This is a genomic window from Terrabacter sp. P2_E3, assembly GCF_056403915.1.
Window position 1 is genome coordinate 174,382 of record NZ_JBFUEN010000003.1, and the last position, 21,752, is coordinate 196,133.

Annotated in this window: 22 protein-coding genes and 2 riboswitches; of the genes, 10 read left to right on the forward strand and 12 right to left on the reverse strand. The window is 73.7% G+C overall.

Going from position 1 to position 21,752, the window contains the following annotated elements; genetic code table 11:
• Positions 1-2 precede the first annotated feature (2 nt).
• The 4 genes from AC1DW8_RS04055 to AC1DW8_RS04070 are packed head-to-tail and all read right to left on the reverse strand — an operon-like array spanning position 3 to position 4,679.
• The gene (locus AC1DW8_RS04055) at positions 3-1,370 is read right to left on the reverse strand and encodes a cryptochrome/photolyase family protein (RefSeq protein WP_478092084.1); all 1,368 of its coding nucleotides are present in this window, start codon (positions 1,368-1,370) and stop codon (positions 3-5) included.
• On the reverse strand, positions 1,370-2,647 hold the full coding sequence (locus tag AC1DW8_RS04060; protein WP_056825900.1) for an SAM-dependent methyltransferase: 1,278 nt from the start codon (positions 2,645-2,647) through the stop codon (positions 1,370-1,372). The genes AC1DW8_RS04055 and AC1DW8_RS04060 overlap by 1 nt, the downstream gene beginning before the upstream one ends.
• Positions 2,644-3,399, reverse strand: coding sequence for a DUF1365 domain-containing protein (locus tag AC1DW8_RS04065; protein WP_056774906.1), 756 nt, complete (start codon positions 3,397-3,399; stop codon positions 2,644-2,646). The genes AC1DW8_RS04060 and AC1DW8_RS04065 overlap by 4 nt, the downstream gene beginning before the upstream one ends.
• A complete protein-coding gene (locus AC1DW8_RS04070; RefSeq protein ID WP_056825901.1) occupies positions 3,396-4,679 on the reverse strand; it encodes an NAD(P)/FAD-dependent oxidoreductase in 1,284 nt (427 codons plus the stop codon). Before AC1DW8_RS04070 ends, AC1DW8_RS04065 begins: the two co-directional genes overlap by 4 nt.
• Positions 4,680-4,836: 157 nt before the next feature.
• Between AC1DW8_RS04070 and AC1DW8_RS04075 the strand changes: the two genes are divergently transcribed.
• The 5 genes from AC1DW8_RS04075 to AC1DW8_RS04095 are packed head-to-tail and all read left to right on the forward strand — an operon-like array spanning position 4,837 to position 9,257.
• On the forward strand, positions 4,837-5,292 hold the full coding sequence (locus AC1DW8_RS04075; protein WP_056774899.1) for an SRPBCC family protein: 456 nt from the start codon (positions 4,837-4,839) through the stop codon (positions 5,290-5,292).
• Positions 5,293-5,295: 3 nt separating this feature from the next.
• The gene (locus AC1DW8_RS04080; protein WP_056774896.1) at positions 5,296-6,231 is read left to right on the forward strand and encodes a MerR family transcriptional regulator; all 936 of its coding nucleotides are present in this window, start codon (positions 5,296-5,298) and stop codon (positions 6,229-6,231) included.
• 2 nt (positions 6,232-6,233) lie between these two features.
• A complete protein-coding gene (locus tag AC1DW8_RS04085; RefSeq protein ID WP_056825902.1) occupies positions 6,234-6,974 on the forward strand; it encodes a cobalt-precorrin-6A reductase in 741 nt (246 codons plus the stop codon).
• Positions 6,975-7,003: 29 nt separating this feature from the next.
• Complete coding sequence (locus AC1DW8_RS04090) at positions 7,004-8,788, forward strand: SulP family inorganic anion transporter (RefSeq protein ID WP_478092089.1); 1,785 nt, start codon at positions 7,004-7,006, stop codon at positions 8,786-8,788.
• A 10-nt stretch (positions 8,789-8,798) separates the two neighbouring features.
• The gene (locus AC1DW8_RS04095; protein WP_478092091.1) at positions 8,799-9,257 is read left to right on the forward strand and encodes an MOSC domain-containing protein; all 459 of its coding nucleotides are present in this window, start codon (positions 8,799-8,801) and stop codon (positions 9,255-9,257) included.
• On the opposite strand, the gene AC1DW8_RS04100 is transcribed toward AC1DW8_RS04095, so the two are convergent.
• The 8 genes from AC1DW8_RS04100 to AC1DW8_RS04135 form a co-directional block, all read right to left on the reverse strand.
• A complete protein-coding gene (locus tag AC1DW8_RS04100; RefSeq protein WP_478092093.1) occupies positions 9,223-10,179 on the reverse strand; it encodes a cobalamin biosynthesis protein in 957 nt (318 codons plus the stop codon). The genes AC1DW8_RS04095 and AC1DW8_RS04100 overlap by 35 nt on opposite strands.
• Positions 10,176-11,186: a uroporphyrinogen-III C-methyltransferase gene (cobA, locus tag AC1DW8_RS04105; protein WP_478092095.1), complete on the reverse strand. Its 1,011-nt coding sequence runs from the start codon at positions 11,184-11,186 to the stop codon at positions 10,176-10,178. Before cobA ends, AC1DW8_RS04100 begins: the two co-directional genes overlap by 4 nt.
• Entirely contained in the window at positions 11,176-12,237 is a 1,062-nt protein-coding gene (gene cobC / locus AC1DW8_RS04110) for an Rv2231c family pyridoxal phosphate-dependent protein CobC (protein WP_478092097.1), read from the reverse strand. The genes cobA and cobC overlap by 11 nt, the downstream gene beginning before the upstream one ends.
• Positions 12,234-13,760, reverse strand: a complete 1,527-nt coding sequence (locus tag AC1DW8_RS04115) for a cobyrinate a,c-diamide synthase (protein ID WP_478092099.1) — start codon at positions 13,758-13,760, stop codon at positions 12,234-12,236. Before AC1DW8_RS04115 ends, cobC begins: the two co-directional genes overlap by 4 nt.
• Positions 13,757-14,368, reverse strand: a complete 612-nt coding sequence (cobO, locus tag AC1DW8_RS04120) for a cob(I)yrinic acid a,c-diamide adenosyltransferase (RefSeq protein ID WP_235509587.1) — start codon at positions 14,366-14,368, stop codon at positions 13,757-13,759. Before cobO ends, AC1DW8_RS04115 begins: the two co-directional genes overlap by 4 nt.
• Positions 14,368-16,509 (reverse strand): VWA domain-containing protein, encoded by a 2,142-nt coding sequence (locus AC1DW8_RS04125; protein ID WP_478092101.1) that lies wholly within the window; start codon positions 16,507-16,509, stop codon positions 14,368-14,370. Before AC1DW8_RS04125 ends, cobO begins: the two co-directional genes overlap by 1 nt.
• A 58-nt stretch (positions 16,510-16,567) precedes the next feature.
• Positions 16,568-16,688, reverse strand: a riboswitch (cobalamin riboswitch).
• A 30-nt stretch (positions 16,689-16,718) separates the two neighbouring features.
• Positions 16,719-17,471 carry a hypothetical protein gene (locus AC1DW8_RS04130; protein ID WP_156415517.1) on the reverse strand — a complete coding sequence of 251 codons (753 nt, stop codon included), beginning with the start codon at positions 17,469-17,471 and terminating at the stop codon, positions 16,719-16,721.
• On the reverse strand, positions 17,468-17,977 hold the full coding sequence (locus tag AC1DW8_RS04135) for a hypothetical protein (protein WP_056774872.1): 510 nt from the start codon (positions 17,975-17,977) through the stop codon (positions 17,468-17,470). Before AC1DW8_RS04135 ends, AC1DW8_RS04130 begins: the two co-directional genes overlap by 4 nt.
• Before the next feature lie 144 nt (positions 17,978-18,121).
• Between AC1DW8_RS04135 and cbiE the strand changes: the two genes are divergently transcribed.
• The 5 genes from cbiE to AC1DW8_RS04160 all read left to right on the forward strand — a co-directional run bounded on the left by cbiE (position 18,122) and on the right by AC1DW8_RS04160 (position 21,745).
• Positions 18,122-19,351, forward strand: a complete 1,230-nt coding sequence (gene cbiE, locus AC1DW8_RS04140; RefSeq protein WP_478092104.1) for a precorrin-6y C5,15-methyltransferase (decarboxylating) subunit CbiE — start codon at positions 18,122-18,124, stop codon at positions 19,349-19,351.
• Positions 19,348-20,112 (forward strand): precorrin-4 C(11)-methyltransferase, encoded by a 765-nt coding sequence (gene cobM / locus AC1DW8_RS04145; protein ID WP_056774868.1) that lies wholly within the window; start codon positions 19,348-19,350, stop codon positions 20,110-20,112. The genes cbiE and cobM overlap by 4 nt, the downstream gene beginning before the upstream one ends.
• A 30-nt stretch (positions 20,113-20,142) precedes the next feature.
• Positions 20,143-20,329: riboswitch (cobalamin riboswitch) on the forward strand.
• Between the two features lie 30 nt (positions 20,330-20,359).
• Entirely contained in the window at positions 20,360-20,566 is a 207-nt protein-coding gene (locus AC1DW8_RS04150; protein ID WP_020143588.1) for a CbtB domain-containing protein, read from the forward strand.
• A 1-nt stretch (position 20,567) separates the two neighbouring features.
• A complete protein-coding gene (locus AC1DW8_RS04155) occupies positions 20,568-21,341 on the forward strand; it encodes a CbtA family protein (RefSeq protein WP_056825913.1) in 774 nt (257 codons plus the stop codon).
• The gene (locus AC1DW8_RS04160) at positions 21,338-21,745 is read left to right on the forward strand and encodes a hypothetical protein (protein ID WP_235508675.1); all 408 of its coding nucleotides are present in this window, start codon (positions 21,338-21,340) and stop codon (positions 21,743-21,745) included. The genes AC1DW8_RS04155 and AC1DW8_RS04160 overlap by 4 nt, the downstream gene beginning before the upstream one ends.
• The last annotated feature ends 7 nt before the right edge of the window (positions 21,746-21,752 follow it).

The following is a 21,752-nucleotide window of genomic DNA, read 5'->3' on the forward strand; positions in this document are numbered from 1 at the left end:
TCCTAGCCTCGGGCGCGCTCGTAGCGGGCCAGGGTCTCCTTGCGCTCCTCATCATGGTCGACGACGCGCTGGGGATACTCATGGTCGTACCCGTTGTCGTGCTTCCACGGCTCGTGAGCCGCGCCACCCGGCAGGTGGGCGAGCTCCGGAACCCAGCGCCGGACGTACTCCCCGTCGGGGTCGAACTTCTTCCCCTGCGTCACGGGGTTGAAGACGCGGAAGTACGGCGACGCGTCGGTGCCCGTCCCGGCGACCCACTGCCACCCGTGGTTGTTGGAGGCGATGTCGCCGTCGACGAGGTGGTCGAGGAAGTGCTGTGCCCCGACCGGCCACCAGACGTGGAGGTCCTTGGTGAGGAAGCTCGCCGTGATCATCCTGACGCGGTTGTGCATCCAGCCCTCCGCGAGCAGCTGGCGCATGCCGGCGTCGACGACGGGGTAGCCGGTGCGCCCCTCGCGCCACACGTCGACGAGCCGGTCGGTCTCGGCGCCCGAGTCGTAGGGCAGCTTCGCGAGCTCGGGCCGCAGGTCGTGCCACGCCGAGTCCGGGTGGTGCCACAGCACGTCGGCGTAGAACTCGCGCCAGATCAGCTCGGTGACGTAGGTGCTCGCCGCCTGCGACCGCCCGGCCGAGTGCGCCGCGATGTCGGCGAGCATCGTGCGGGGGTGGATCTCGCCGTACTTGAGCGGCGCCGAGAGCCGACTCGTCGTGTCGAGGTCGGGACGGTCGCGTTCCTTGTCGTATGCCGTGAGCCCGTCGTGGAGGAAGCTCTCCCACCGCTTGAGCGCGGCGGCCTCGCCGGCCTCGAGCCGGGACAGATCGGGCACCTCGGGCAGCGGGTCGCTGTGGACGTCCTCGCGCAGCCACGGGATGCGCTTGGGGCGGGCTGCCGGAGCCGGCCGCCCGTGCTCGTGCCATGCCCTGGAGAAGGGCGTGAAGACCTTGTACGGCGAGCCCGCCTGGTTGACGATGCGACCCGGCCCGACGGCATATGGCGTCCCTGTGGCGACGAGCTCGCGCCCGTCCTCGGCGAGGGCCTTGTCGACTGCCTCGTCGCGTCGGCGGCCGTAGGGCGTCGTCTCCCGCGAGACGTGCACCTGCGTCGCCCCGACCTCGGCGGCGAGCGCGGGGATGACGTCGACGGGGTCACCGCGCCGGACGACGAGCGCCCCCCGGGTGTCCTTCGACAGCGATGCGAGGGAGGCGAGCAGTCGCCGGGTGCGGGGCGTGTCGGTCTCGAGCAGGCGCGGGTCGAGCACGAAGACCGGCAGCACGTGCGAGGCCGCGTCGACCGCCGCGAGCAGCGCCGGGTGGTCGTTCAGCCGCAGGTCGCGGCGGAACCACAGGATCGACGTCGTCGACGGAGCCATCACGAGGCCGCGGCCGCGGCGCCCTCCCGCTCGAAGCGCACCTGGGCCACGTCGAGGTAGCCGGTCGCGAATCCCGCCTCGCAGTAGGCGAGGTAGAACTCCCACTTGCGGCGGAAGGTCTCGTCGAAGCCGAGGGCGTGCACCTCGGGCCAGCGGGCGAGGAAGGTCTCGCGCCAGCGCCGCAGGGTCTCGGCGTAGTCGGCGCCGAACGCCTCGACGGCCGACATGCGCAGCGTCGTCGCGGCGTCGGTCGTCTCGCTCATCGCCTGGAGGCTCGGGATGAGCCCGCCGGGGAAGATGTGCTTCTGGATCCAGCCGTAGGAGTGCTTCGTCGCCATGAGCCGCTCGTGCGACATGAGGATCGCCTGGACGGCCGCGATGCCGCCCGGGGCGAGGCGCTCGTCGATGGTGCGGAAGTAGGTCTCCCAGTACTCCTCGCCGACGGCCTCGATCATCTCGACGCTGACGACGGCGTCGTAGACACCCTCGACCTCGCGGTAGTCCTGGATGCGGATGTCGACGGTGTCGGTGAACCCGGCATCGGCGACGCGCTGCCGGGCGAGCGCCGCCTGCTCCTTGGACAGGGTGACGCTCGTGACCGTGGCGCCGCGCCGCGCCGCCTCGAGGGCGAGCGTGCCCCAGCCGGTGCCGATCTCGAGCACACGGCTGTCTTGGCCGACCTTGGCCATGTCGAGGATCGCGTGGACCTTGCGCAGCTGGGCCTCCTCGAAGGACTGCGTGCGCAGCGGCTCGTCCTCGTCGAAGATCGCCGAGCTGTAGCTCATCGTCTCGTCGAGGAAGGTCGCGAAGAGGTCGTTGGACAGGTCGTAGTGCGCCTCGATGTTGCGGCGCGAGCCGAGCAGCGAGTTGTTCTGGATGCTCGGGATGCGGCGGTCGACGAAGCCGCGCAGCCGCAGCCACCCCCCGGGGACGGCCGTCGTCATGCGCTCGGCGAAGGGCATGAGCAGCTCGGCGAGGTCGGTGCCCTCGGCGGCCTTCCAGTCCCCGGCCATGTAGGCCTCGCCGATCCCGATCTTGGGGTGGTGCGCGAGCCGTTCGAAGACCGCGGTCGGACGCACGATCTCGAGCCCCGGCCGGTCGGTCCGACGCGTGCCGCCACCGAGCAGCGAGCCGTCCGGCATGACGACGTCGACCGGCACGCGCTTGGCGACCTGGGCGAGGATGCTGCGGGCCAGGCGGGCGCGCACGCACAGGACGCGCAGGGTGGGGCGGCGCAGGCACAGCGGCTGGGCCATGGTCGGGGACTGGGCGGTCATCGGACGGCCTCCTTGGGGTGTCGGGGGCGGGGCATGACGGGCAGACGGCGCAACCACAGACGGATGCCGTGTACCCGGATGAGGGTCGTCACTCTCTGCGTGATGAGGCCGTGACGTCGGACGAGGCGGAGCAGCGCACGGGTCGTGGCCGGCTCCGGGGTGCCGCGGGTGACGGCGGTCATGATCCGCTCGCCGTCGCGGTCGAGGGCCACTGTCACGCTGACGGCGCCGGGCTCGAGGACGAGGCGGACGGCATACTCCCCGCGGGTGTCGTTGAAGGGGGAGACGTAGAAGGCCTTGCCGACGGTCGCCGTGCCGTCGTCGTGGACGTCGAGGAGGTAGGCGTGGCGCTCGCCGTACGTGTTGTGCACCTCGAAGACGACGGCGAGGAGCGAGCCGTCGGGCCGCAGGCACCAGAAGACCGACAGGGGGTCGAAGGTGTGGCCGAGCACCCGCGCGTTGGCGAGCATGAGGACACGGTCCTCGGCGGCCAGCGACACATCGCGCGCCGCGAGGAAGCGCTCGACGTCGCCGCGGATGCCGCCGCCGAGCCGACCCCCGTCGAGGTGGTCGCGCACGTCGAAGCGCGCGAGCAGCCTTGCGGGCCAGGGGAGCCGGGGAAGATGGTCGACGTCGACGAGCCACTGGTAGTGGCCGTAGGTGAAACTGTGGTGCAGCGGGGTGCGGCGCGAGTGGGCCACGGTGCCGTCGACGAGCGCGGGCACCTCGGGCGGTGTCAGGACGGCCGTCACCAGCGCACCCCGAAGGACTCGGCGGCTTCCACGCCGGAGCGGCACCCGTCCTCGTGGAAACCCCAGCCGAGGTGTGCGCCGGCGAAGGCCAGGCGGTCGCCGCCGCCCTCGCGCAGGTGCGACGCGGCCTCGACGGCCTCACGCGTGAAGATCGGGTGGTCGTAGGACATCCGCGCCGTCACGAGCGACTCGTCGATGCTGCCGGCCGGGTTGAGCGTCACGACGTGGTCGTCGGCGTCGGTGATGCCCTGGAGGCGGTTCATCCAGTAGCTGACGGTGACGTCGGGGGCCGGGGCGTCACACGCGTGCATGCGGTAGTTCCAGGAGGCCTTGGCCTGGCGCGGCTTCGGCAGGACCGAGGAGTCGCGGTGCAGCCAGGTCTCGTTGCGGGAGTAGCGGATCGCCGAGAGGTCACGCTTCTCGTCGGGCGTCGCGTCGGCGAGCAGGTCGAGGGCCTGGTCTGCGTGCGTGGCGATGACGGCGCGGTCGAACGTCGCCGTCCGGCCGTCGCGCACGAGCACGTCCACGCCGTCGTCGTGCCTCGTCACGGCGGTCACCGGGCTCTCCTTGCGCACGTCGGGCAGGCGCTCGACGAGCCGGTCGACGTAGGTCGCCGACCCGCCGGTGACGGTGCGCCACGTGGGCGACCCCGTCACCGTCAGCATCCCGTGGTGGTCGAGGAACCGGAAGAGATGACGCGCCGGGTAGGACGACGCGTCGAGGTCGCCGCACGACCAGACGCAGGCCACGAGCGGGATCGCGAAGTGGCGCACGAAGTAGTCGGAGAAGCCCTCGACGGCGAGGAACTCGCCCCACGTCGGGTCCTGCGAGTCATCGGCGAGCAGGGCGCGCGCTGCCGCGTGGAAGCGCGGGACGTCGCGGAGCATGCGGATGAAGCGGGGGTCGGCGAGGCGGCGCTTCTGGGCGAACATCCCCTTGGGACCGCGTCCACCGGCATACGACAGGCCGCACCCCTCGCACGTGATGCTCATGCTCATCTCGGTCGGCTGGGTCGGCACGTCGAGCTCGCTGAAGAGGCGGAGCAGGTGCGGGTAGGTCTTCTCGTTGTGCACGATGAAGCCGCTGTCGATGCGCAGGCTGCCGTCGCGCCCGGGGACGTCATGGGTGTGCGCGTGCCCGCCGAGGCGGGTGTCGCTCTCGTAGAGGGTCACGTCGTGCGTCGCGCTGAGGACGTGGGCGGCGGTCAGGCCGGACACGCCCGCGCCGATGACGGCTGCGGTCGGTCTGGTCGACGGTGTGGGTCGGTTCGGTCGAGTCACCGAGGCCTCCTGGCTGATGTGGTCCCGTGTGGTTCGGCGCGGAGCCCCGACCGGATGGTTCGACGGTTTTGAGTGATGGCGGTCGCGTCGTGCGTTGTCCATCCTTCGTCCACACCGTAGAGTGGCTGTTCAAGGTCTGTCAAAGGTTGGAGAAGGCATGGAGATCGAGCGCAGCGTCACGGTGGCACACCCGGTCGACCGCGTCTTCGCCTACCTCAGCGACTTCACGAACACCACGGAATGGGACCCCGGGACCGTCCGCACCGAGCGCGTCTCGGGCGACGGCGGCCTCGGCACCCGCTACCACAACGTGTCGAAGTTCCTCGGCCGTGAGACCGAGCTCGACTACATGGTCATCGAGCACGTCCCCGACGAGCGGTTCGCGCTGCGGGGCGAGAACGCGACGGTCGTCGCCAAGGACACGATGACCTTCGTGCGCACCGTGACGGGCTCGGGAGCAGCCTCGAGCGAGGGGACGACGGTGACCTACCGGGCGGACTTCGAGTTCAAGGGCATCGCCAAGCTCGCCGCACCGTTGCTCGCGCCGGCCTTCAAGAAGCTCGGCGACGAGGCCGAGCAGGGCATGCGAGACGCGTTGAGCAGGCTGGGGTAGCGGATGTACACCATCAAGCGTGCCGCGGAGCTGACCGGGATCAGCGTCGCCACCCTGCGCGCCTGGGAGCGCCGCTACGGCGTCGTCAGCCCGCAGCGCTCCGACGGCGGCTACCGCCTCTACGGCCCCGAGGACGTCCGCGCCCTCGCGATCATGAACTCCCTCGTCAACGAGGGCTGGTCGGCCCGTGAGGCCGCCGCCGAGACGACCCGGCGGCTCTCGAGCCGCGACCCCGCCGGTCGAGAGGCACCCTTCGGTCGCGCCGACCGCGAGGGCCGCGGCGGCCGCGTCGCACCGCTGCGCCCAGGTGGGCGCTACCAGTCCGAGGACGCCGAGGCGTTCGTCCGTGCGGCCGAGCGGCTCGACTCCGCGTCCGCGTCGGCGGTGCTCGATGCGCGCTTCGCGCTCGGCACCTTCGAGCACGTCGTCGACGACTGGCTCATGCCGACCCTCCAGCTCGTCGGTGAGGAGTGGGCGCACGGCCGGCTCACCGTCGCCGGTGAGCACCTCGTGTCGTATGCCGTCCAGCGCCGTCTCGCGGCCGCCTATGAAGCCGCGTCTGGCCGGGTCGACGGCCCGACCCTCCTCATCGGCCTGCCGCCCGGTGCCCGTCACGAGCTCGGCCTGCTGGCCTTCGCCGTGGCCGCGCGTCGGGCCGGCTTCGCGACGGTCTACGTCGGCGCCGACCTGCCCGTCGAGGACTGGCTGCGCGCCATCGAGGCGCGGGGGGCCACCGGCATGGTCATGGCTGTGCCGCGCGACATCGACATCACCGCGGCGCAGGAGATCGTCGACACCGTGGCCCGCGTCCACCCGGAGGTCGTCATCGGGCTCGGCGGCAGCCAGCAGAACGAGATCAACGGACCCTGCGTGCACCTCGGCCACTCGATCACCGTCGCGGTGGGCGAGATGACGCGCCGCCTGCGCATCCCCGCCTGACCGTGCGCGTCCTCGTCCTCGGGGGCACGGGGGAGGCGCGGGACCTCGCAGGTCGCCTCGTCGAGCGCGGCGACGCCGTCGTGTCGAGCCTCGCGGGCCGGGTCAGCGCGCCGGCCCTGCCGGTCGGCGAGGTGCGCACCGGCGGCTTCGGCGGTGTCGACGGCCTCGCCGACCACCTCGTGGCGCACGGCTACGACGTCGTCGTCGACGCGACCCACCCGTTCGCCGCGCAGATCACGGGCAACGCCGTCGCCGCCTGCGGCCGGGTCGGCGTGCCGCTCGTCCGACTCCAGCGACCGGGGTGGTCGCGCCACCCGCTCGCCGGGGCGTTCACCTGGGTCGACGACGTCGAGGCCGCGCGGGTCGCGGCCGAGGCCCTCGGGGTCCGGCCGTTCCTCACGACCGGGCGCCAGCAGCTCGAGACCTTCGCCGCGTGGGACGACCGCTACGTCCTGGCGCGTGTCGTCGACCCGCCCGACTGGGACGTGCCCTCCTCCTGGGAGGTGCTGCGGGCGCGCGGGCCCTACCCCTACGCCGCCGAGCGCGAGCTCCTCGAGAGCCGGGCCGTCGACGTGCTCCTCACCAAGGACTCCGGCGGCGCCCTGACAGAGGCCAAGCTCGGTGCCGCCCACGACCTCGGCGTGCCCGTCGTCGTCGTGCGACGACCGCCGGTGCCCGGCGGCGTGGCCGTCGTCGAGTCGGTGGGGGAGGCCCTCGGCGCGATCGACGCGAAACGGGCCTGACGGCATACGACCTCGCGTACGTTCGAGAGGTGACGGCGGACCTGCAGCAGCGGGCGCGGTGGGAGCGGCTGCTCCCGGGTGTGGCGGTGCTGCGCCGCTACGACAAGGTGTGGTTGCGCGGCGACGTGCTCGGCGGCATCACGGTCGCCGCCTACCTCGTGCCCCAGGTGCTCGCCTACGCCGAGGTGGCCGGGCTTCCCGCGGTCAGCGGGCTCTGGGCCGTCGGGCCGGGACTGCTCGTCTACGCGGTGCTCGGGTCGTCGCGACAGCTGTCCGTCGGGCCCGAGTCGACGACCGCGCTCATGACGGCTGCCGGCGTGGGTGCGCTCGTGACGGCCGGCGGGGGCATGGCGATGCGCCAGGAGATGGCAGCGCTCCTCGCGATCGCCGTCGGGCTCATCTGCCTCGTCGGCTTCGTGACGCGGCTCGGCTTCCTCTCCGACCTGCTGTCGAAGCCGGTGCTCGTCGGCTACATGGCCGGCATCGCGGCACTCATGATCGTCAGCCAGATCGGCAAGGTGACCGGGCTTCACGTCGAGGGCGACTCCTTCCTCCAGGAGGTGAGGTATGCCGTCACGCACCTCGGCGACGTCCAGGTGCCGACGGTGCTGCTGTCGCTGGGCGTGCTCGTCGTGCTCTTCGCCTTCCAGCGCTTCGCGCCGCTCTGGCCGGGGCCGCTCATCGCGATGCTCGGGGCGACGGTGGTCGCCGCCGTCCTCGACCTCGCCGACCGTTTCGCGATCACGCTCGTCGGCCCCGTGCCGGAGGGGCTCCCGTCCTTCTCGCTGCCAAACGTGTCCGACGTCGACGTGTGGGCCCTGCTGCCTGCGGCCCTGGGCGTCGCGGTCGTCGCCTACTCGGACAACGTGCTGACCGGGCGGGCCTTTGCCGGTCGCCACCGCGAGACCATCGACAGCGACCAGGAGTTCCTGGCCCTCGGCGGCGCCAACGTCGCGACCGGCCTGCTGCAGGGCTTCCCGATCAGCTCGAGCGGCAGCCGCACCGTCATCGCCGACTCGATGGGGGCACGCACCCAGCTGCACTCCCTCGTCTCGCTCGTCCTCGTCATCGCGACCCTGCTCTGGCTCGGGCCGGTCATCGCGGCCTTCCCCACCGCGGCGCTCGGCGCCGTCGTCGTCTACGCCGCGATCCGCCTCGTCGACATCGCCGAGATGCGGCGCATCGGCGCGTTCCGGCGCAGCGAGCTCGTGCTGGCGCTCGCGACGACCGCCGCCGTGCTCCTCTTCGGGGTCCTGCCCGGCATCGGGGCGGCGATCGCGCTCTCGGTGCTCGACCTGCTGCGCCGCATCGTCCACCCGCACGACGGGGTCCTCGGCTACGTGCCCGACGTCGCGGGCATGCACGACGTCGACGACCACCCGGACGCCGTGCAGGTGCCCGGACTCGTCGTCTACCGCTACGACTCGCCCCTCTTCTTCGCCAACTCCGACGACTTCGTCAGCCGTGCCCTCAAGGTCGTCGACGAGGCGACCCGCCACGCACGGGTCGAGTGGTTCCTGCTCAACGCCGAGGCCAACACCGAGGTCGACCTCACGGCGGTCGACGCGCTCGAGACGCTGCGCTCCACGCTCTCGGACCGGGAGATCCGCTTCGCCATGGCCCGGGTCAAGGAGGACATGCGGCTCTCGCTCGAGGCGGGTGGCTTCATCGAGAAGGTCGGGACGGACCTCATCTTCCCGACGCTGCCGACCGCCGTGGCCGCCTATGCCGCGTGGTACGAGCGCGAGCACGGCTCGGGTCCGCCCGGGCTCCGGATCCCACCCGTGCCGGTCCAGCCCGAGCCCGACGCCTAGCCTTGCCGGCATGCACCTCGACTCACCCGCCGCACCGGCGACCGTCGTCGGGATCCACGTCGCCAAGGGGCGCCGGCTGCCGACGCGCTCGGTGCCGAGCGTCGAGGCGGAGGCGGGCGCCGGGCTCGTCGGTGACCGCTACCACGGCAGCAAGCACCGGCACGTGACGATCCAGTCGCTCCCCGACCTCGAGGCCGCCGCTGCCGACCTCGGGCGTCCGGTCGACCCGGGCCTGACGCGTCGCAACCTGACGATCTCCGGCGGCGTGATCCCGACGAAGCCGGGCACCCGCATCACCATCGGCGACGTCGAGCTCGAGGTCGTCCGCATCGCGGCGCCCTGCCGCCTCCTCGACGACAACCTCGGACCGGGCGCGGCGCGGGCGCTGCACGCACGGGCGGGGACGGTCTTCCGGTTGCTGACGTCCGGGACGATCAGCGTCGGCGACGAGGTCGACCTCGCCCCCTGAGCGCTGTCGCGGCCGCGACAGCGACGGCGACGGCGAGGGAGCCGACGCTCACGCGTCGCGCGAGGCGGGCGGCCGGGCCGATGTCGTGGGCCCTCGCCGCCGGGCCGGCGCCGAGGGTGCCGCGGTCCTCGCTCTCGCCGTCGTAGACGTTCGATCCCCCGAGCCGCACCCCGAGCACGCCGGCGAAGGCGGCCTCGACGACGCCGCCGTTCGGGCTCGGGTGGGCCGGGGCGTCACGCCGGACGGCCGCCCAGCCGGCGACGGCTCGCTCCCTGGACCCGGCGCTCGCCAGGGCCAGTGCGGCCGCGACCCGGGCCGGGACCCAGTTGACGACGTCGTCGAGCCTCGCTGCGGCCCAGCCGAACTCGCGGTAGCGGTCGTTGCGGTGGCCGACCATCGCGTCGAGCGTGTTGACGGCGCGATAGCCGAGCAGCCCTGGGACGCCGAGCAGAGCGCCCCAGAGGAGCGGCGCGACGACCGCGTCGGACGTGTTCTCGGCGAGCGACTCGATGCAGGCGCGGGCGACCTCGTCGGCGTCGAGCCGCGTCGTGTCCCGCCCGACGAGGTGGCGCACCTGCACCCGGGCGGCCTCGAGGTCACCCCGCCGCAGCTGGCCGTCGATCGTGGACGCCTCGCGCGTCAGTGAGCGACCGCCGAGCACGGCCCAGGTCGCCGCGGCGGTCACGAGGGTGTGGGCGACGTCGCTGCGCCGCGTCGACCGCTCGGCCACGACGCCGAGGCCGGCGGTGGCGCCCACGAGCAGCGCGACGTGCGAGACGCCGCGAGCTCGCCGGACGGCATACGTCCGCTGCTCGAGGGCCGTTGCGGCCGAGCCGAACCCGGCCACGGGGTGCCAGCGGCGCGGGTCACCGAAGGCCCGGTCGAGCGCCCAGCCCAGGACCAGCCCGGCGGACCGGCTCATCGGAGGACGTCGAGGGCCGCGACGTCACCGATGACGACGACGGCAGGGGCGCCGAGGCCGTCACGGCGGGCGCGGGCGTCGATGTCGCGCAGGGGTGCCCGGACCGTTCGCATGCTCGGCAGCCCTGCGTCGGCGACGACCGCCGCAGGGGTCTGCGGCGACAGACCCTCGGCGACGAGGGTCTCGGCGACCGCTCCCAGCGTGGCGACACCCATGAGCACGACGATCGTCGTGCGGCTCCGGGCGATGGCCCCCCAGTCGAGAGTGCTGCGCGGGTCGCCCGGCGGCACGTGGGCGCTCACGACGGTGAAGCCCTGCACGAGGCTGCGGTGCGTGACGGGGATGCCGGCGAGGGCCGGTGCGGCGATGCTCGACGAGATGCCCGGGATGACGACGACGGGGATGCCACGCGCCGCGCAGGCCTCGGCCTCCTCACCACCGCGACCGAAGACGAAGTTGTCGCCGCCCTTGAAGCGCAGGACGTTCCGACCGGCCAGGGCGTGCTCGACGAGAAGGTCGTTGATCCGCTCCTGGGGTGTGAAGTCGCCGCGCGGGATCTTGCCGACGTCGACGACGTGCACGTCGTCGCGGGCGTGCCGCAGCGCGCTGAGCGGCGCGAGCCGGTCATGGACGATGACGTCGGCCTGCCGAACGGCCTCGATGCCGGCGACCGTCAGCAGGCCGGGGTCGCCGAGGCCACCCCCGAGCAGCGTCACCGTCCCGACCACGGGGTGGCCTTCCGCGACAGCGGCTTCGGGGGGCGGCGCGGGAGACGTCGACGGGTCGCCGCGCAGGACGACGTCGTAGGCCGTCGGGTCGGCCTGCGGGGCGAGCGTGACGAGCCCGCGTTCGGCGAGGTCGCGCAGGGAGGTGGGCAGGTCGTCGAGCGCCGCGGCGACGGTCACGCGGGCCCCGTCGCGCAGGAGCGCATGGACCGTCGCGACCGAGTGCGGAGCGATGCGCGCGACGAGGACGGACAGGCCGGAGAAGCTCAGCTCAGGCGACATGGCGGAGTCTCCTCAGGTCGTCGAGCGCCGCGGCGACGCCGCGTGAGGTCGCGGGGTCACGCACGGCGAGCCGGATCCACGTCGGGCCGAGGCCGGGGAACGTCTCGCCCCGGCGCACGGCGAACCCGAGGCGGGCGAGGTCCTCGCGGACGGACTCTGCGCCGACAGGGCTCGTGTCCACGAGGACGAAGGGCGCCGCCGACGGGGCCGCGGTGCGCAGCCCGACGGCGGCGAGCTCGCCCACGAGCACTGCACGGTCGGCGGCAAAGGACACGGCCGCTGCCTCCGCCTCGGCGACGGCGCGCTCGGACAGGCAGGCGACCGTGGCGGCGAGGGCAGGGCTCGAGACGGCCCACGGCGGCTGCACGCCACGGAGGCCGGCGACGAGCGCGGGGTCGCCGACGACGTAGCCGGCACGCAGGCCGGCCAGGCCCCACGTCTTCGTCAGCGACCGGAGGACGATCAGCCCTTCGAGGTCGCGACCGACGACCGACTCGGGCTCGCCCGGCACGGCGTCCATGAAGGCCTCGTCGATGACGACGACGCGCCCGCTCCGGCGCAGCGACCGCACGTCGCCGGCGGGGTGCAGCACCCCCGTGGGGTTCGTCGGGTTGCCGACGACGACGAGGTCGGCGGCGGCGTGCTCGCCGGACGGGCCGAAGGACGACGGGTCGAGGCGGAAGCCGTTCTCGTGCGGCAGCACGCACCGGTCGACCGGTCGACCGGCTGCGACGAGGGCTGCCTCGGGCTCGGTGAACTGCGGGTGCACGACGACGGGGCGGCTGCCGGCGACCGCGCGGGCGACGAGCGTGAACGCCTCGGCCCCTCCCGCGGTCGGCAGCACGCACTCAGGGTCGACGCGGTGCCGTCGTGCGATGGCAGCGACCGCCGCTGACGGGTCCGGGTATCTCCCGAGGTCGTGCAGCGAGACCGCGATGACGTCGGCGAGCCATGGCGGCGGCGCCGGCAGCCGGACGTTGACGGCGAGGTCGACGAGACCGGGGACGACGTCACGGTCGCCGTGGTGGTGCAGGTCGACGTGCCCGCTCACGACGCCCTCCGGCGCGAGGCGGTCGTGACGGCATACGCGTGGACGGCCTCGGCGAAGCGGGCAGCGAGCCGGGGGTGACCCGCCCAGTGGGTGTGGAGGTAGGACGCGTGCAGGGTGGCGCGGCCGGTGCCGGCGGGGTCGAGGGCGAAGCCGTCGGGCGTCCCGTCGAGCAGCCAGGCCGCCGAGCTGGGCCGCTGCTCGCCGCCCACGGTCGTCCGGTGGAACTCATGGCCCGTCACGCGGGTGCCGGCCACCGAGAGCACCGAGTCGCCCGGGGCGATCGCGGTGCGGTAGCCCAAGGTGAGGCGTGGGCCCATCGCGCCCACCGTCGGGATCGCGCCGACCATCTCGTGGCCGTCGACGGACTCGGAGAGGTAGAGCATGCCCGCGCACTCGGCCACGGTCGGCAGGCCGCCGCGGACGGCGTCCAGGATGTCCTCGCGCAGGGCGGAGTTCGCGGACAGGTCCTCGGCGTGGACCTCGGGGAAGCCGCCGCCGAGGTAGAGCCCGGCCGTGCCCGCGGGCAGCGACCGCGCGTGGAGCGGGTCGAAGACGACCGGCTCGAGGCCCGCGGCCCGGAGCAGCTCGTCGGTCTCCGCGTAGCGGAAGGTGAAGGCACGGCCGCCCGCGACGGCCACGACGGGACGCCGCCCGGTCGGGGCGGGCCGGGCGGCCTCGCCGAGGACGGTGGCAGCGTCCCACGCCGGGACGTCGAGGTCGGGGGCCGACCGGGCGATCGACAGCACCGCGTCGAGGTCGACATGCTCGGCCACGCGCTCGGCGAGCAGCCGCACCGACCGGGCGGCCTCCTCGCGCTCGGCGGCGGGCACGAGGCCGAGGTGACGCGACGGCGCCTCGATGCCGGCGTCGCGCGGCAGCACTCCGAGGACCGGGACCCCGGTCGCCTCGAGCGCTGACCAGACCTCGCGGGTGTGCCGGCCCGACGCAGCCTTGTTGAGGACGACCCCGGCGACGCGGACCCCGGGCTCGAAGGTCGCGAGGCCGTGGACGATCGCGGCCGCGGTGCGCGTCATGTGGCTGACGTCGAGGGCGAGCACGACCGGCGTGCGGGTCAGGGTCGCGACGTGCGCGGTCGACGCGTAGCCGTCGCCGCCGATGCGCCCGTCGAAGAGCCCCATGACGCCCTCGACGACGGCGACGTCGGTCGGTCCGCCGGCGGTCGCGCCGTGCACGAGGAGCGGCGCCACCTGGTCCTGGCCGCAGAGGAAGGGGTCGAGGTTGCGACCGGGTCGGCCCGTGGCGAGCGCGTGGTAGCCGGGGTCGATGAAGTCCGGGCCCACCTTGAACCCCGAGACCCCGAGACCACGGGCGCGCAGCGCGGCCATGAGCCCCGTCGCGACGGTCGTCTTGCCGTGGCCCGAGCCGGGGGCCGCGACGACGAGTCGAGGGAGAGCGGTGGCGCCGGGCCCGTCGGGCCCGTCGGGCCCGGCGGAGAGCCGGCCGAGGGCGGTGCCGATCGCCGAGCCGACGGCGGCGTCGACCGCGCTGCTGAAGGCGCTCACCACTCGATCCCTCGCTGGCCCTTCTGGCCCTCGTCGAACGGGTGCTTGACCTTGGTCATCTCGGTCACGAGGTCGGCGAGGTCGAGGACGGCCTGCGGGCAGCGACGTCCGGTGATGACGACGTGCTGGTGGCCCGGGCGCTCGCGCAGGGTCGCGACGACGTCGTCGACGTCGATCCAGCCCCACGCCATCGGGTAGGTGAACTCGTCGAGGACGTAGACGGCGTGCGTCTCGGCAGCGAGCCGGCGCTTGATCTCCGCCCACCCCTCGCGAGCCGCCTCGGCGTGGTCGTCCTCGGTGCCCTCCTTGCGGGTCCAGGACCAGCCGGCGCCCATCTTGTGCCACTCCATCGGACCGCCCTTGCCGGTCTCGCGGTGCAGCTCGGCGAGGGTCTCGACGGCGGTCTGCTCGCCGATGCGCCACTTCGCGCTCTTGACGAACTGGAACACGCCGACCGACCAGCCCTGGTTCCAGCCGCGGAGGGCGAGGCCGAAGGCGGCCGTCGACTTCCCCTTGCCGTCGCCGGTGTTGACGATGAGCAGGGGCCGGTTGCGACGCTGGCGCGTCGTGAGGCCGTCCTCGGGGACGGTCGTCGGCCGGCCGCGCATCAGGCGGCCCGTCCCGTCGGGCGCGGCATGCGTGCCGCGCCGACGATGGCCGACGCGGCGAGCTCGCCGACGGGCAGGTGCTCGGCGCCGAGGTGCTCGGCGAGCCGGGCCGCCAGCCGCATCCGGAAGCGCCCCGACTCGCAGTCGAGCACGACGCTCTCGACCCCTTCGCCGCGCAGCCGGGTGGCGACGCGCGCGGCGCGGCCCAGCGCGTCGGCGCCGCTCGTGGCCCGGCCGTCCGTGACGACGACGAGGAGCGCGCGCCGGTTCGGGTCGCGCAGGCGCTCGACGCGCAACGTGTCGTATGCCGTCCCGAGCCCTTCCGCGAGCGGCGTCCGTCCGCCGTGGGGCAGGTCGCGAAGCCGCCGGGCCGCGATGTCGACCGAGCCGGTCGGCGGCAGGGTGAGCTCGGCGTCGGACCCGCGGAAGGTCACGAGGCCGACCTTGTCGCGCCGCTGGTAGGCGTCGAGGAGCAGCGAGAGCACCGCCGACTTCACGGCCTCCATGCGCTTGCGGGCGGCCATCGACCCGGACGCGTCGACGCAGAGCAGCACGAGGTTGGACTCCCGACCCTGCAGGACCGAGCGGCGCAGGTCGCCGGGGAGCACGCGCAGGCGTCCCGACCGGTCGCCCGTGGCGCCGCGTCCCGCGGCCGCGCGGATCGTCGCGGGCACGTGGACCGGCCCGGTGCGGGCGGTCGTCGAGCCGACGCGGCGTCCCGTGCTCGTGAGGGCGGCCGAGCGGCGTCCCGGGTCGCCCTGCCCGATCCCCTTGGCGCGCAGCAGCTTCGCCCGGTAGGGCTCATCGGCCGCGCTCACCGCCGAGGCAGCGGGCACCTCGCTCTCACCGCCGTCGCCGCCCTCGCTGCCCTCGCCGGGCCCCGGCTCGAGCTCGGCGTGCTGGGACTCGGGCTGTCGTGGCGACTCCTGCCCGTCGGTCCGTGCCGTCTCCGACGACGAGCCCGGCCGCGCCTCGTCGTCGCGGTCGTGGTCCTGGTCGTGGTCGGCAGGCTCCGGCTCCCCGCCGTCACCCGGTCCCGGATCCGGCTCGGGGTCCGGCTCGTCGTCGCCGAGGAGCTCGTCGAGGAGGTCCTCGTCGATCCCGGGGGAGTCGAACGGGTTGCGGCGCCGGCGGTGCGGCAACGCCAGCCGGGCAGCCGCCCGGACGTCGGCGACGGTGACCACCGTGCGTCCCGACCAGGCCGCGTGGGCGACGGCGGCGCGTGCCGTGACGATGTCGGCGCGCAGACCGTCCACCTCGAAGCCGGCACAGACGACCGCGATCCGGGCCAGCATCTCGTCCGTCAGGGTCACGGCTCCGACCCGCGACCGCGCGTCGGCGATCCGCCCGCGCAGCGCCTCCTGGTCGTCGTCGAACCGGGCCGCGAACGCAGCCGGCGACGCGTCGAAGGCCAGCCGGCGGCGTACGACCTCGGCGCGCAGCGCGGGCTCCCGGGGCGCGGCGACCTCGACGGTCAGCCCGAAGCGGTCGAGCAGCTGCGGGCGCAGCTCGCCCTCCTCGGGGTTCATCGTCCCGACGAGGACGATGCGGGCGGCGTGCGAGACCGAGACGCCGTCGCGCTCGACGGTGCTGCGGCCCATGGCCGCCGCGTCGAGCAGCAGGTCGACGAGGTGGTCGTGGAGGAGGTTGACCTCGTCGACGTAGAGGATGCCGCGGTTCGCGGCCGCGAGCAGGCCGGGCTGGTATGCCGTCTCGCCGCGTCCCAGCGCCCGCTCGAGGTCGAGGGACCCGACGACACGGTCCTCGGTGGCGCCGATCGGCAGCTCGACGAGGCGGGCCGCTCGGGTGCCGGCCGCGGCGTCCGGGTCGTGCGGTCCGTCCGGGCATCCGGCGCCGTCACCCGGTGCGCAGCCGAAGCGGCAGCCGGCGACGACCTGCTGGCGGGGGAGCACGGCGGCGAGGCCGCGCACCATCGTCGACTTCGCCGTGCCCTTCTCGCCGCGCACGAGCACGCCGCCCACCTCCGGCGAGACCGCCGTCAGGACGAGCGCCAGGGCCAGGTCGTCGGAGCCGACGACCGCCGAGAAGGGGAAGGTGCCGGGTGGTGACCCGTACTGGTCAGGGTCGTTCAGGACATCGTTCGGGACGTCGTTCGGGACGTCGTTCGAGCCGTCGCGCATGTGACTGCGAGCCTCCTGCGGGTGCCGCGCCCGCGTCGGTGGACCGGACGCGCCCGGGCGGGCGCGACCAGCGACGGGAGATGCCCTGGCTTCCGCCGACCGCGTGGTCGGAGGTTCACAGTGGCGGGACCGCTCCGGATTCGCACCGGATTCCTCTCCCAGTCGCCAGCGGCAGTCTGCCACGTCGCCGGGGTGCGGCGCCCGGCGGCTCAGGCCGACTGCGCCACGGTGCCGGTCTCGGTGCCCGTCTCGGCGTCGGTCGGCAGGATCGACACGATGGCCCGCCACACGGCGGTCGACGTCGTCGGCACCAGGGCAGGACCGTGCTCGTCGGCCTCGACCCGGAGCAGTCCGGCGTCGACGTCGACCCACGCGAGTCGGCGCACGACGGTGCGGTCCCGGGCCTGGAAGGCGATGTCGACGACCGACAGCTGCCACAGTCCGGCACGCACGGCCGCGCCCGCGCGGGGCCACGGGGCGAGCAGGTCGGCGAGGGCCTCGCTGCCGGCGGTGCGGGCGGCCACGGAGTTGGAGGCGAGGTCGTCGAGCAGCGACTCGTCGACGACGGCCGACGCCGCGTCGAGACGGGGCCGGGCCCGCAGCCCGGTCAGCTGCGCGATGGTCGTCGGCACGAACTCGGTGCTCAGGGCCGCGAAGTCGTAGGTGCCGTCGGCGAGGTCGGTGAGCATGGCGCTGACGAAGGCCACCCAGGCCTGGTGGAGGCGCACTCCGTCGGGTCCGGTGACGAGCACCTGGAGCGAGCCGAGCGAGCTGGTGACGGCGGCCAAGGCGTTGCGCAGGACGGGGTGCGGGGCTCCGTCGGCAACCGCGCCGGCGTCGCTGAGGCGCTCCACGACGTCCTCGCAGGCACCCTCGGGGTCGGTGGCGTACTCCACGAGGGTGATGAACGCGTCGGCGTCGAGCCGCAGACGGGTGGTCGAGGCGTCGAACGTCACGCTCATGCAGGCACCAGACCGTCGGTCCGCATGACGAGGCTCGCCGCGACGGCGTCGAGGACGGGTGCCAGGTGCGTGAGTCGCAGGGTGCCGACCCGGGCGGTCAGCGTGATGCCCGTGCCGTCGACGAGGGTCGTCCACGACTCGGTGGTCACGGACTCATGGGCAGGGGTCGAGTGGGTCGTGAGCCGGCGCAGCCCGACGTGGCCGCCCACGGTGATCTCCTCGTGGTCGAGGAGGAGGTAGCCGTCGAGCTCCTGCGACTCCAGGTGCTGCGTCGTGCGCTGCCACTCGGCGAGCGAGCCCTGCACGTCGGCGAACGTGAGGACGACGTTGGTCCGGAAACGGTCGGAGTCGTCCGGCTCGACGGCGGCGACGACGTCCCCGTCCGGCGAGAGCTCGATCGCGTCCCAGTGCTCGGGCACGGCGAACGACACGCGGCCCCCGCGCGTGCTCATCGTGGTCAGTCGGGGCGTCGGGACCTGCCCCGAGCCCGGGTGGACGTCGGTCATCTCGGTGTTCCTCCCCTGTGTCGCCATCTGGGTGCCAGCCGTCCCCCGACGACGTGCGATAGACATCATGGGGCCGAGATGGGGCGTATCGCACCGGAACGGTCATAACGAATGCCACCGGATCGTCGCGCTAGGGTCGCCGCTGTGATCGAGGTGGTCGGCGTGGGTGCATCCGGGCTGGAGTCCCTCGGCCCCGACGGCCGCCGGCTCGTCGACGAGGCCGAGGTCGTCGTCGGCGGTGAGCGGCATCTCGCGATGCTCGGGGTCCGTCCCGGCCGGCGCCTCGTGCCGTGGCCGTCGCCCTTGCTCCCGGGCCTGCGGCGCGTGCTCGACGACGCCGGTGCGGGTCGGGTCGTCGTGCTCGCGAGCGGGGACCCGCTCGTCTCGGGCATCGGGTCGACCCTCGTGCGCGAGCTCGGTGCCGCCGCCGTACGCATCCACCCGGGTGTCTCGTCGGTTGCGCTCGCCCGAGCCCGGATGCATTGGGCCGCAGAGGATTCCGACGTCGTCACCCTCGTGGGCCGAGATGTCGACCGGCTGCGCCGTGACCTGGCGCCGCGGGCCCGGCTCGTCGTGCTGACGTCGGGCGACGACGCCCCCGCGCGCATCGCCTCCCTGCTCGTCGAGGAGGGGTATGCCGGCAGCCGGCTCACGGTGCTCGGTGACCTCGGCTCACCGGCGGAGTCCCGCATCGACGGGCTGGCCGCATCGTGGGACGGCCGTCCCGCCCCTCGACTGCACCTGGTCTGCGTCGAGTGCGAGCCCCGTCCCGCCCGGAGCGCGAGGTCGCTCGTGCCGGGACTCGACGAGACGGCATACGACCACGACGGGCAGCTGACGAAGCGCGTCGTGCGCGCGGCCGCGCTGGCCCACCTCGCCCCGCAGCCCGGCGACGTCATGTGGGACCTCGGCGCCGGCGCCGGGTCGGTCGGCATCGAGTTCGCGCGGCAGCACCCGCGCAACGAGGTCCACTCGGTCGAGCGTGACCCGGAGCGGGCCGAGCGGGTGCGGCGCAACGCCCGTGCGCTCGGGGTGCCCGGGGTGCGGGTCGTCGAGGCGGCGTCGATCGACGCGGTCGCGGGGCTGCCCCGTCCGGACGCCATCTTCGTGGGGGGCGGAGCCACCGGCCTGCTGCTCGACGCGTGCTGGTCCGCACTCGTGCCGGGGGGACGGCTCGTCGTCCACGGCGTCACGGTCGAGACCGAGGTGCTGCTCCACGAGGTCCGGGCCAGGCTCGGTGGGTCGATGAGCCGGATCGCCGTCGAGGACCTCGACACCATCGGGTCGCTCCACGGCTGGAAGCCTGCGCGGTCGATCGTGCAGTGGTCGGTCGAAAGACCTGTGACACAGACGGATTCGGAGACTGACGCATGACGGTCCACTTCATCGGTGCCGGCCCGGGTGCCGCCGACCTGCTGACGCTCCGCGCGGTACGGCTCGTCGGGGAGGCGCAGGTGTGTCTCTATGCCGGCACCTACATCGGGTCGGAGGTGCTCGCGCACTGCCCCGAGGGAGCCGAGCTCGTCGACACCCAGCACCTCGACCTCGACGCCATCACCGAGCACTGCGTCCGCGCCCACGCGGCCGGTCACGACGTGGCGCGGCTGTGCTCCGGGGACCCGTCGCTCTACTCCGCCGTCGCCGAGCAGACCCGGCGGCTCGACCGCGCGGGGGTGCCGTGGGACGTGACGCCCGGCGTTCCCGCGTATGCCGCTGCTGCTGCCCTCATCGGTCGCGAGCTGACGGTCCCCGAGGTCGCGCAGTCCGTGGTGCTGACCCGGGCCCACCGCGACTCGACGCAGATGCCCGAGACGGAGTCGCTCGCCCACTTCGCGCGGTCCCGGGCCACGCTCGTGCTGCACCTCGCGATCCGCCGCACCCGCGAGCTCATGGCGTCGCTCGTCGGCGACTACGGCGACGACTGCCCCGTGGTCGTCGTCGCCAACGCCGAGCAGCCCGACCAGCTCGTGCTGCGCGGGACCCTGGCCGACATCGCCGACCAGGTCGAGGCCGCCGGTCTGCGTCAGGCCGCGGTCATCCTCGTCGGACGCGCGCTCGCCGCGCGCGACGCCGACGACTTCGTCGAGTCGCACCTCTACGGCACGCGGATCACCCGAAACACGCCGGGCGCCTAGGGTCCCCGTGGCGTGTCCGGACGGGCTGTGTCAGGATGCGAGTGCCGCAGTGCACGGGAAGTCGGTGTGATTCCGACGTGGTCCTCGCCACTGTGACCAGGGAGCAAGTCCCCACCGTTCGCCACTGGTGACCTCAGGTTGACGCCGGGTCGCTGGGAAGGCTGGGGAGGCGTGACGATCTGGAAGCCAGGAGACCGGCTGCGGCGCGATCTGTCCACGAGGCATGGAACGAAAGGGTCAATCTGCCATGACCACTGCTGCATCGGCGTCTGCCGTCTCCCCGTCCACGAGCGTCCGCGTCCCCGTCTGGGCGTGGGCCCTGCTGGCGTTCGCCGTCTTCGCGCTCTACTTCGTCTCGCAGGAGAACGGCGCCCTGCTCAGCGCTCCCGCTGCGCAGATGCTCCACGAGCTGACGCACGACGCGCGTCACGCTCTCGGCGTCCCCTGCCACTGAGGTGGGCCTGAGCTTCGGCTCCGTGCTGCGGCGCGGGGTCCTTGCCGGCGTGTCCGCAGGTCTCGCGGCCGCCGTCGTCATCTGGCTCGTCGTCGAGCCGGTCATCCGTCGGGCCCTCGCCATCGAGGACATGCGCTCGATGCACGGCGGCCAGTCGGCGCCCGCCGGTCTGCCCACCCACGGTGGCGACGAGCCGCTCGTGTCGCGGGCCGCCCAGGTCGTCGGTGGCGCCGTGACGGCGGTCCTCGTCGGGGTCGCCGTCGGGGTCGTCTTCGCCGTCGTCTTCGCCAGGATGCGTGAGCGGCTCCCCGGTCGGGGCGACTTCGGCCGCTCGATGGTGCTCGCCACCATCGGCTTCGCAGCCGTGAGTCTCCTTCCGGCACTGAAGATCCCGTCGAACCCGCCGGCAGTCGGCGATCCGGGGACAGTCGGGCAGCGCACGCTGGTCTATGCCGTCGTCCTTCTCCTCGGGGTCGCGATCGCCCTGCTCGTGCCGGTGCTCGACCAGCGCCTCGTGGCGCGAGGGACGGTGCCGGCCACGCGGTGGGCCATCGACGTCGTCGCGACCGTGGTGCTCGTCGTGCTCGTGCTGGTGCTCGTGCCGGGCTCGCCCGATGCTGTGCCGGCCGACGTGCCGGCGGCGCTGCTCTGGGACTTCCGGCTCGCCTCCCTGGCACAGCTCGCCACGATGTGGCTCACGCTGGGTCTCGTCTTCGGGCTGCTCCTCGAACGGGTCGCCGCGCCCAAGCGGGCTCTTGAGCCCGTGGCGGCGTGACGGCACACGAGAACGCCTCTGCCGACAGCGATTCCGCGCGCACGTGCATCGTCCGCGTGTGCCGTGACTGCTGCTGCGGCACGGAACGCAAGCACCCCGGGGTCGACCACGACGGGCTCCTGGCCCGCCTCGAGGTCGGCACCCGGGGGAGCGCCCGCGTGCTGCGGAGCGCGTGCCTGCTCGCCTGCGACGAGTCGAACGTCGTCGTCGTGACGCCGTCGGTGGTCGGTCGCCGCGCCGGCGGTCGGCCCGTGTGGGTGCGCGCCGTGCTCGACGACGAGACGGTCGACGCGGTCACCGGGTGGGTCGCGCTCGGCGGCCCGGGTGTCGCGGACGTGCCGGCGCCGCTCGCGCAGCAGGTGTTCGCCCCGAGCGGGCTGTCGCTGACGTGGACGGCGGTCTGAGGCGCCG

What these genes read in the sequence shown, in the direction of transcription:
- AC1DW8_RS04055 (WP_478092084.1), bottom strand. Translation starts at nt 1,370, where the DNA reads ATGGCTCCGTCGACGACGTCGATCCTGTGGTTCCGCCGCGACCTGCGG.
- AC1DW8_RS04060 (WP_056825900.1), bottom strand. Translation starts at nt 2,647, where the DNA reads ATGACCGCCCAGTCCCCGACCATGGCCCAGCCGCTGTGCCTGCGCCGC.
- AC1DW8_RS04075 (WP_056774899.1), top strand. Translation starts at nt 4,837, where the DNA reads ATGGAGATCGAGCGCAGCGTCACGGTGGCACACCCGGTCGACCGCGTC.
- AC1DW8_RS04080 (WP_056774896.1), top strand. Translation starts at nt 5,296, where the DNA reads ATGTACACCATCAAGCGTGCCGCGGAGCTGACCGGGATCAGCGTCGCC.
- AC1DW8_RS04095 (WP_478092091.1), top strand. Translation starts at nt 8,799, where the DNA reads ATGCACCTCGACTCACCCGCCGCACCGGCGACCGTCGTCGGGATCCAC.
- AC1DW8_RS04100 (WP_478092093.1), bottom strand. Translation starts at nt 10,179, where the DNA reads ATGAGCCGGTCCGCCGGGCTGGTCCTGGGCTGGGCGCTCGACCGGGCC.
- cobA (WP_478092095.1), bottom strand. Translation starts at nt 11,186, where the DNA reads ATGTCGCCTGAGCTGAGCTTCTCCGGCCTGTCCGTCCTCGTCGCGCGC.
- cobO (WP_235509587.1), bottom strand. Translation starts at nt 14,368, where the DNA reads ATGCGCGGCCGGCCGACGACCGTCCCCGAGGACGGCCTCACGACGCGC.
- AC1DW8_RS04125 (WP_478092101.1), bottom strand. Translation starts at nt 16,509, where the DNA reads ATGCGCGACGGCTCGAACGACGTCCCGAACGACGTCCCGAACGATGTC.
- AC1DW8_RS04130 (WP_156415517.1), bottom strand. Translation starts at nt 17,471, where the DNA reads ATGAGCGTGACGTTCGACGCCTCGACCACCCGTCTGCGGCTCGACGCC.
- AC1DW8_RS04135 (WP_056774872.1), bottom strand. Translation starts at nt 17,977, where the DNA reads ATGACCGACGTCCACCCGGGCTCGGGGCAGGTCCCGACGCCCCGACTG.
- cobM (WP_056774868.1), top strand. Translation starts at nt 19,348, where the DNA reads ATGACGGTCCACTTCATCGGTGCCGGCCCGGGTGCCGCCGACCTGCTG.
- AC1DW8_RS04150 (WP_020143588.1), top strand. Translation starts at nt 20,360, where the DNA reads ATGACCACTGCTGCATCGGCGTCTGCCGTCTCCCCGTCCACGAGCGTC.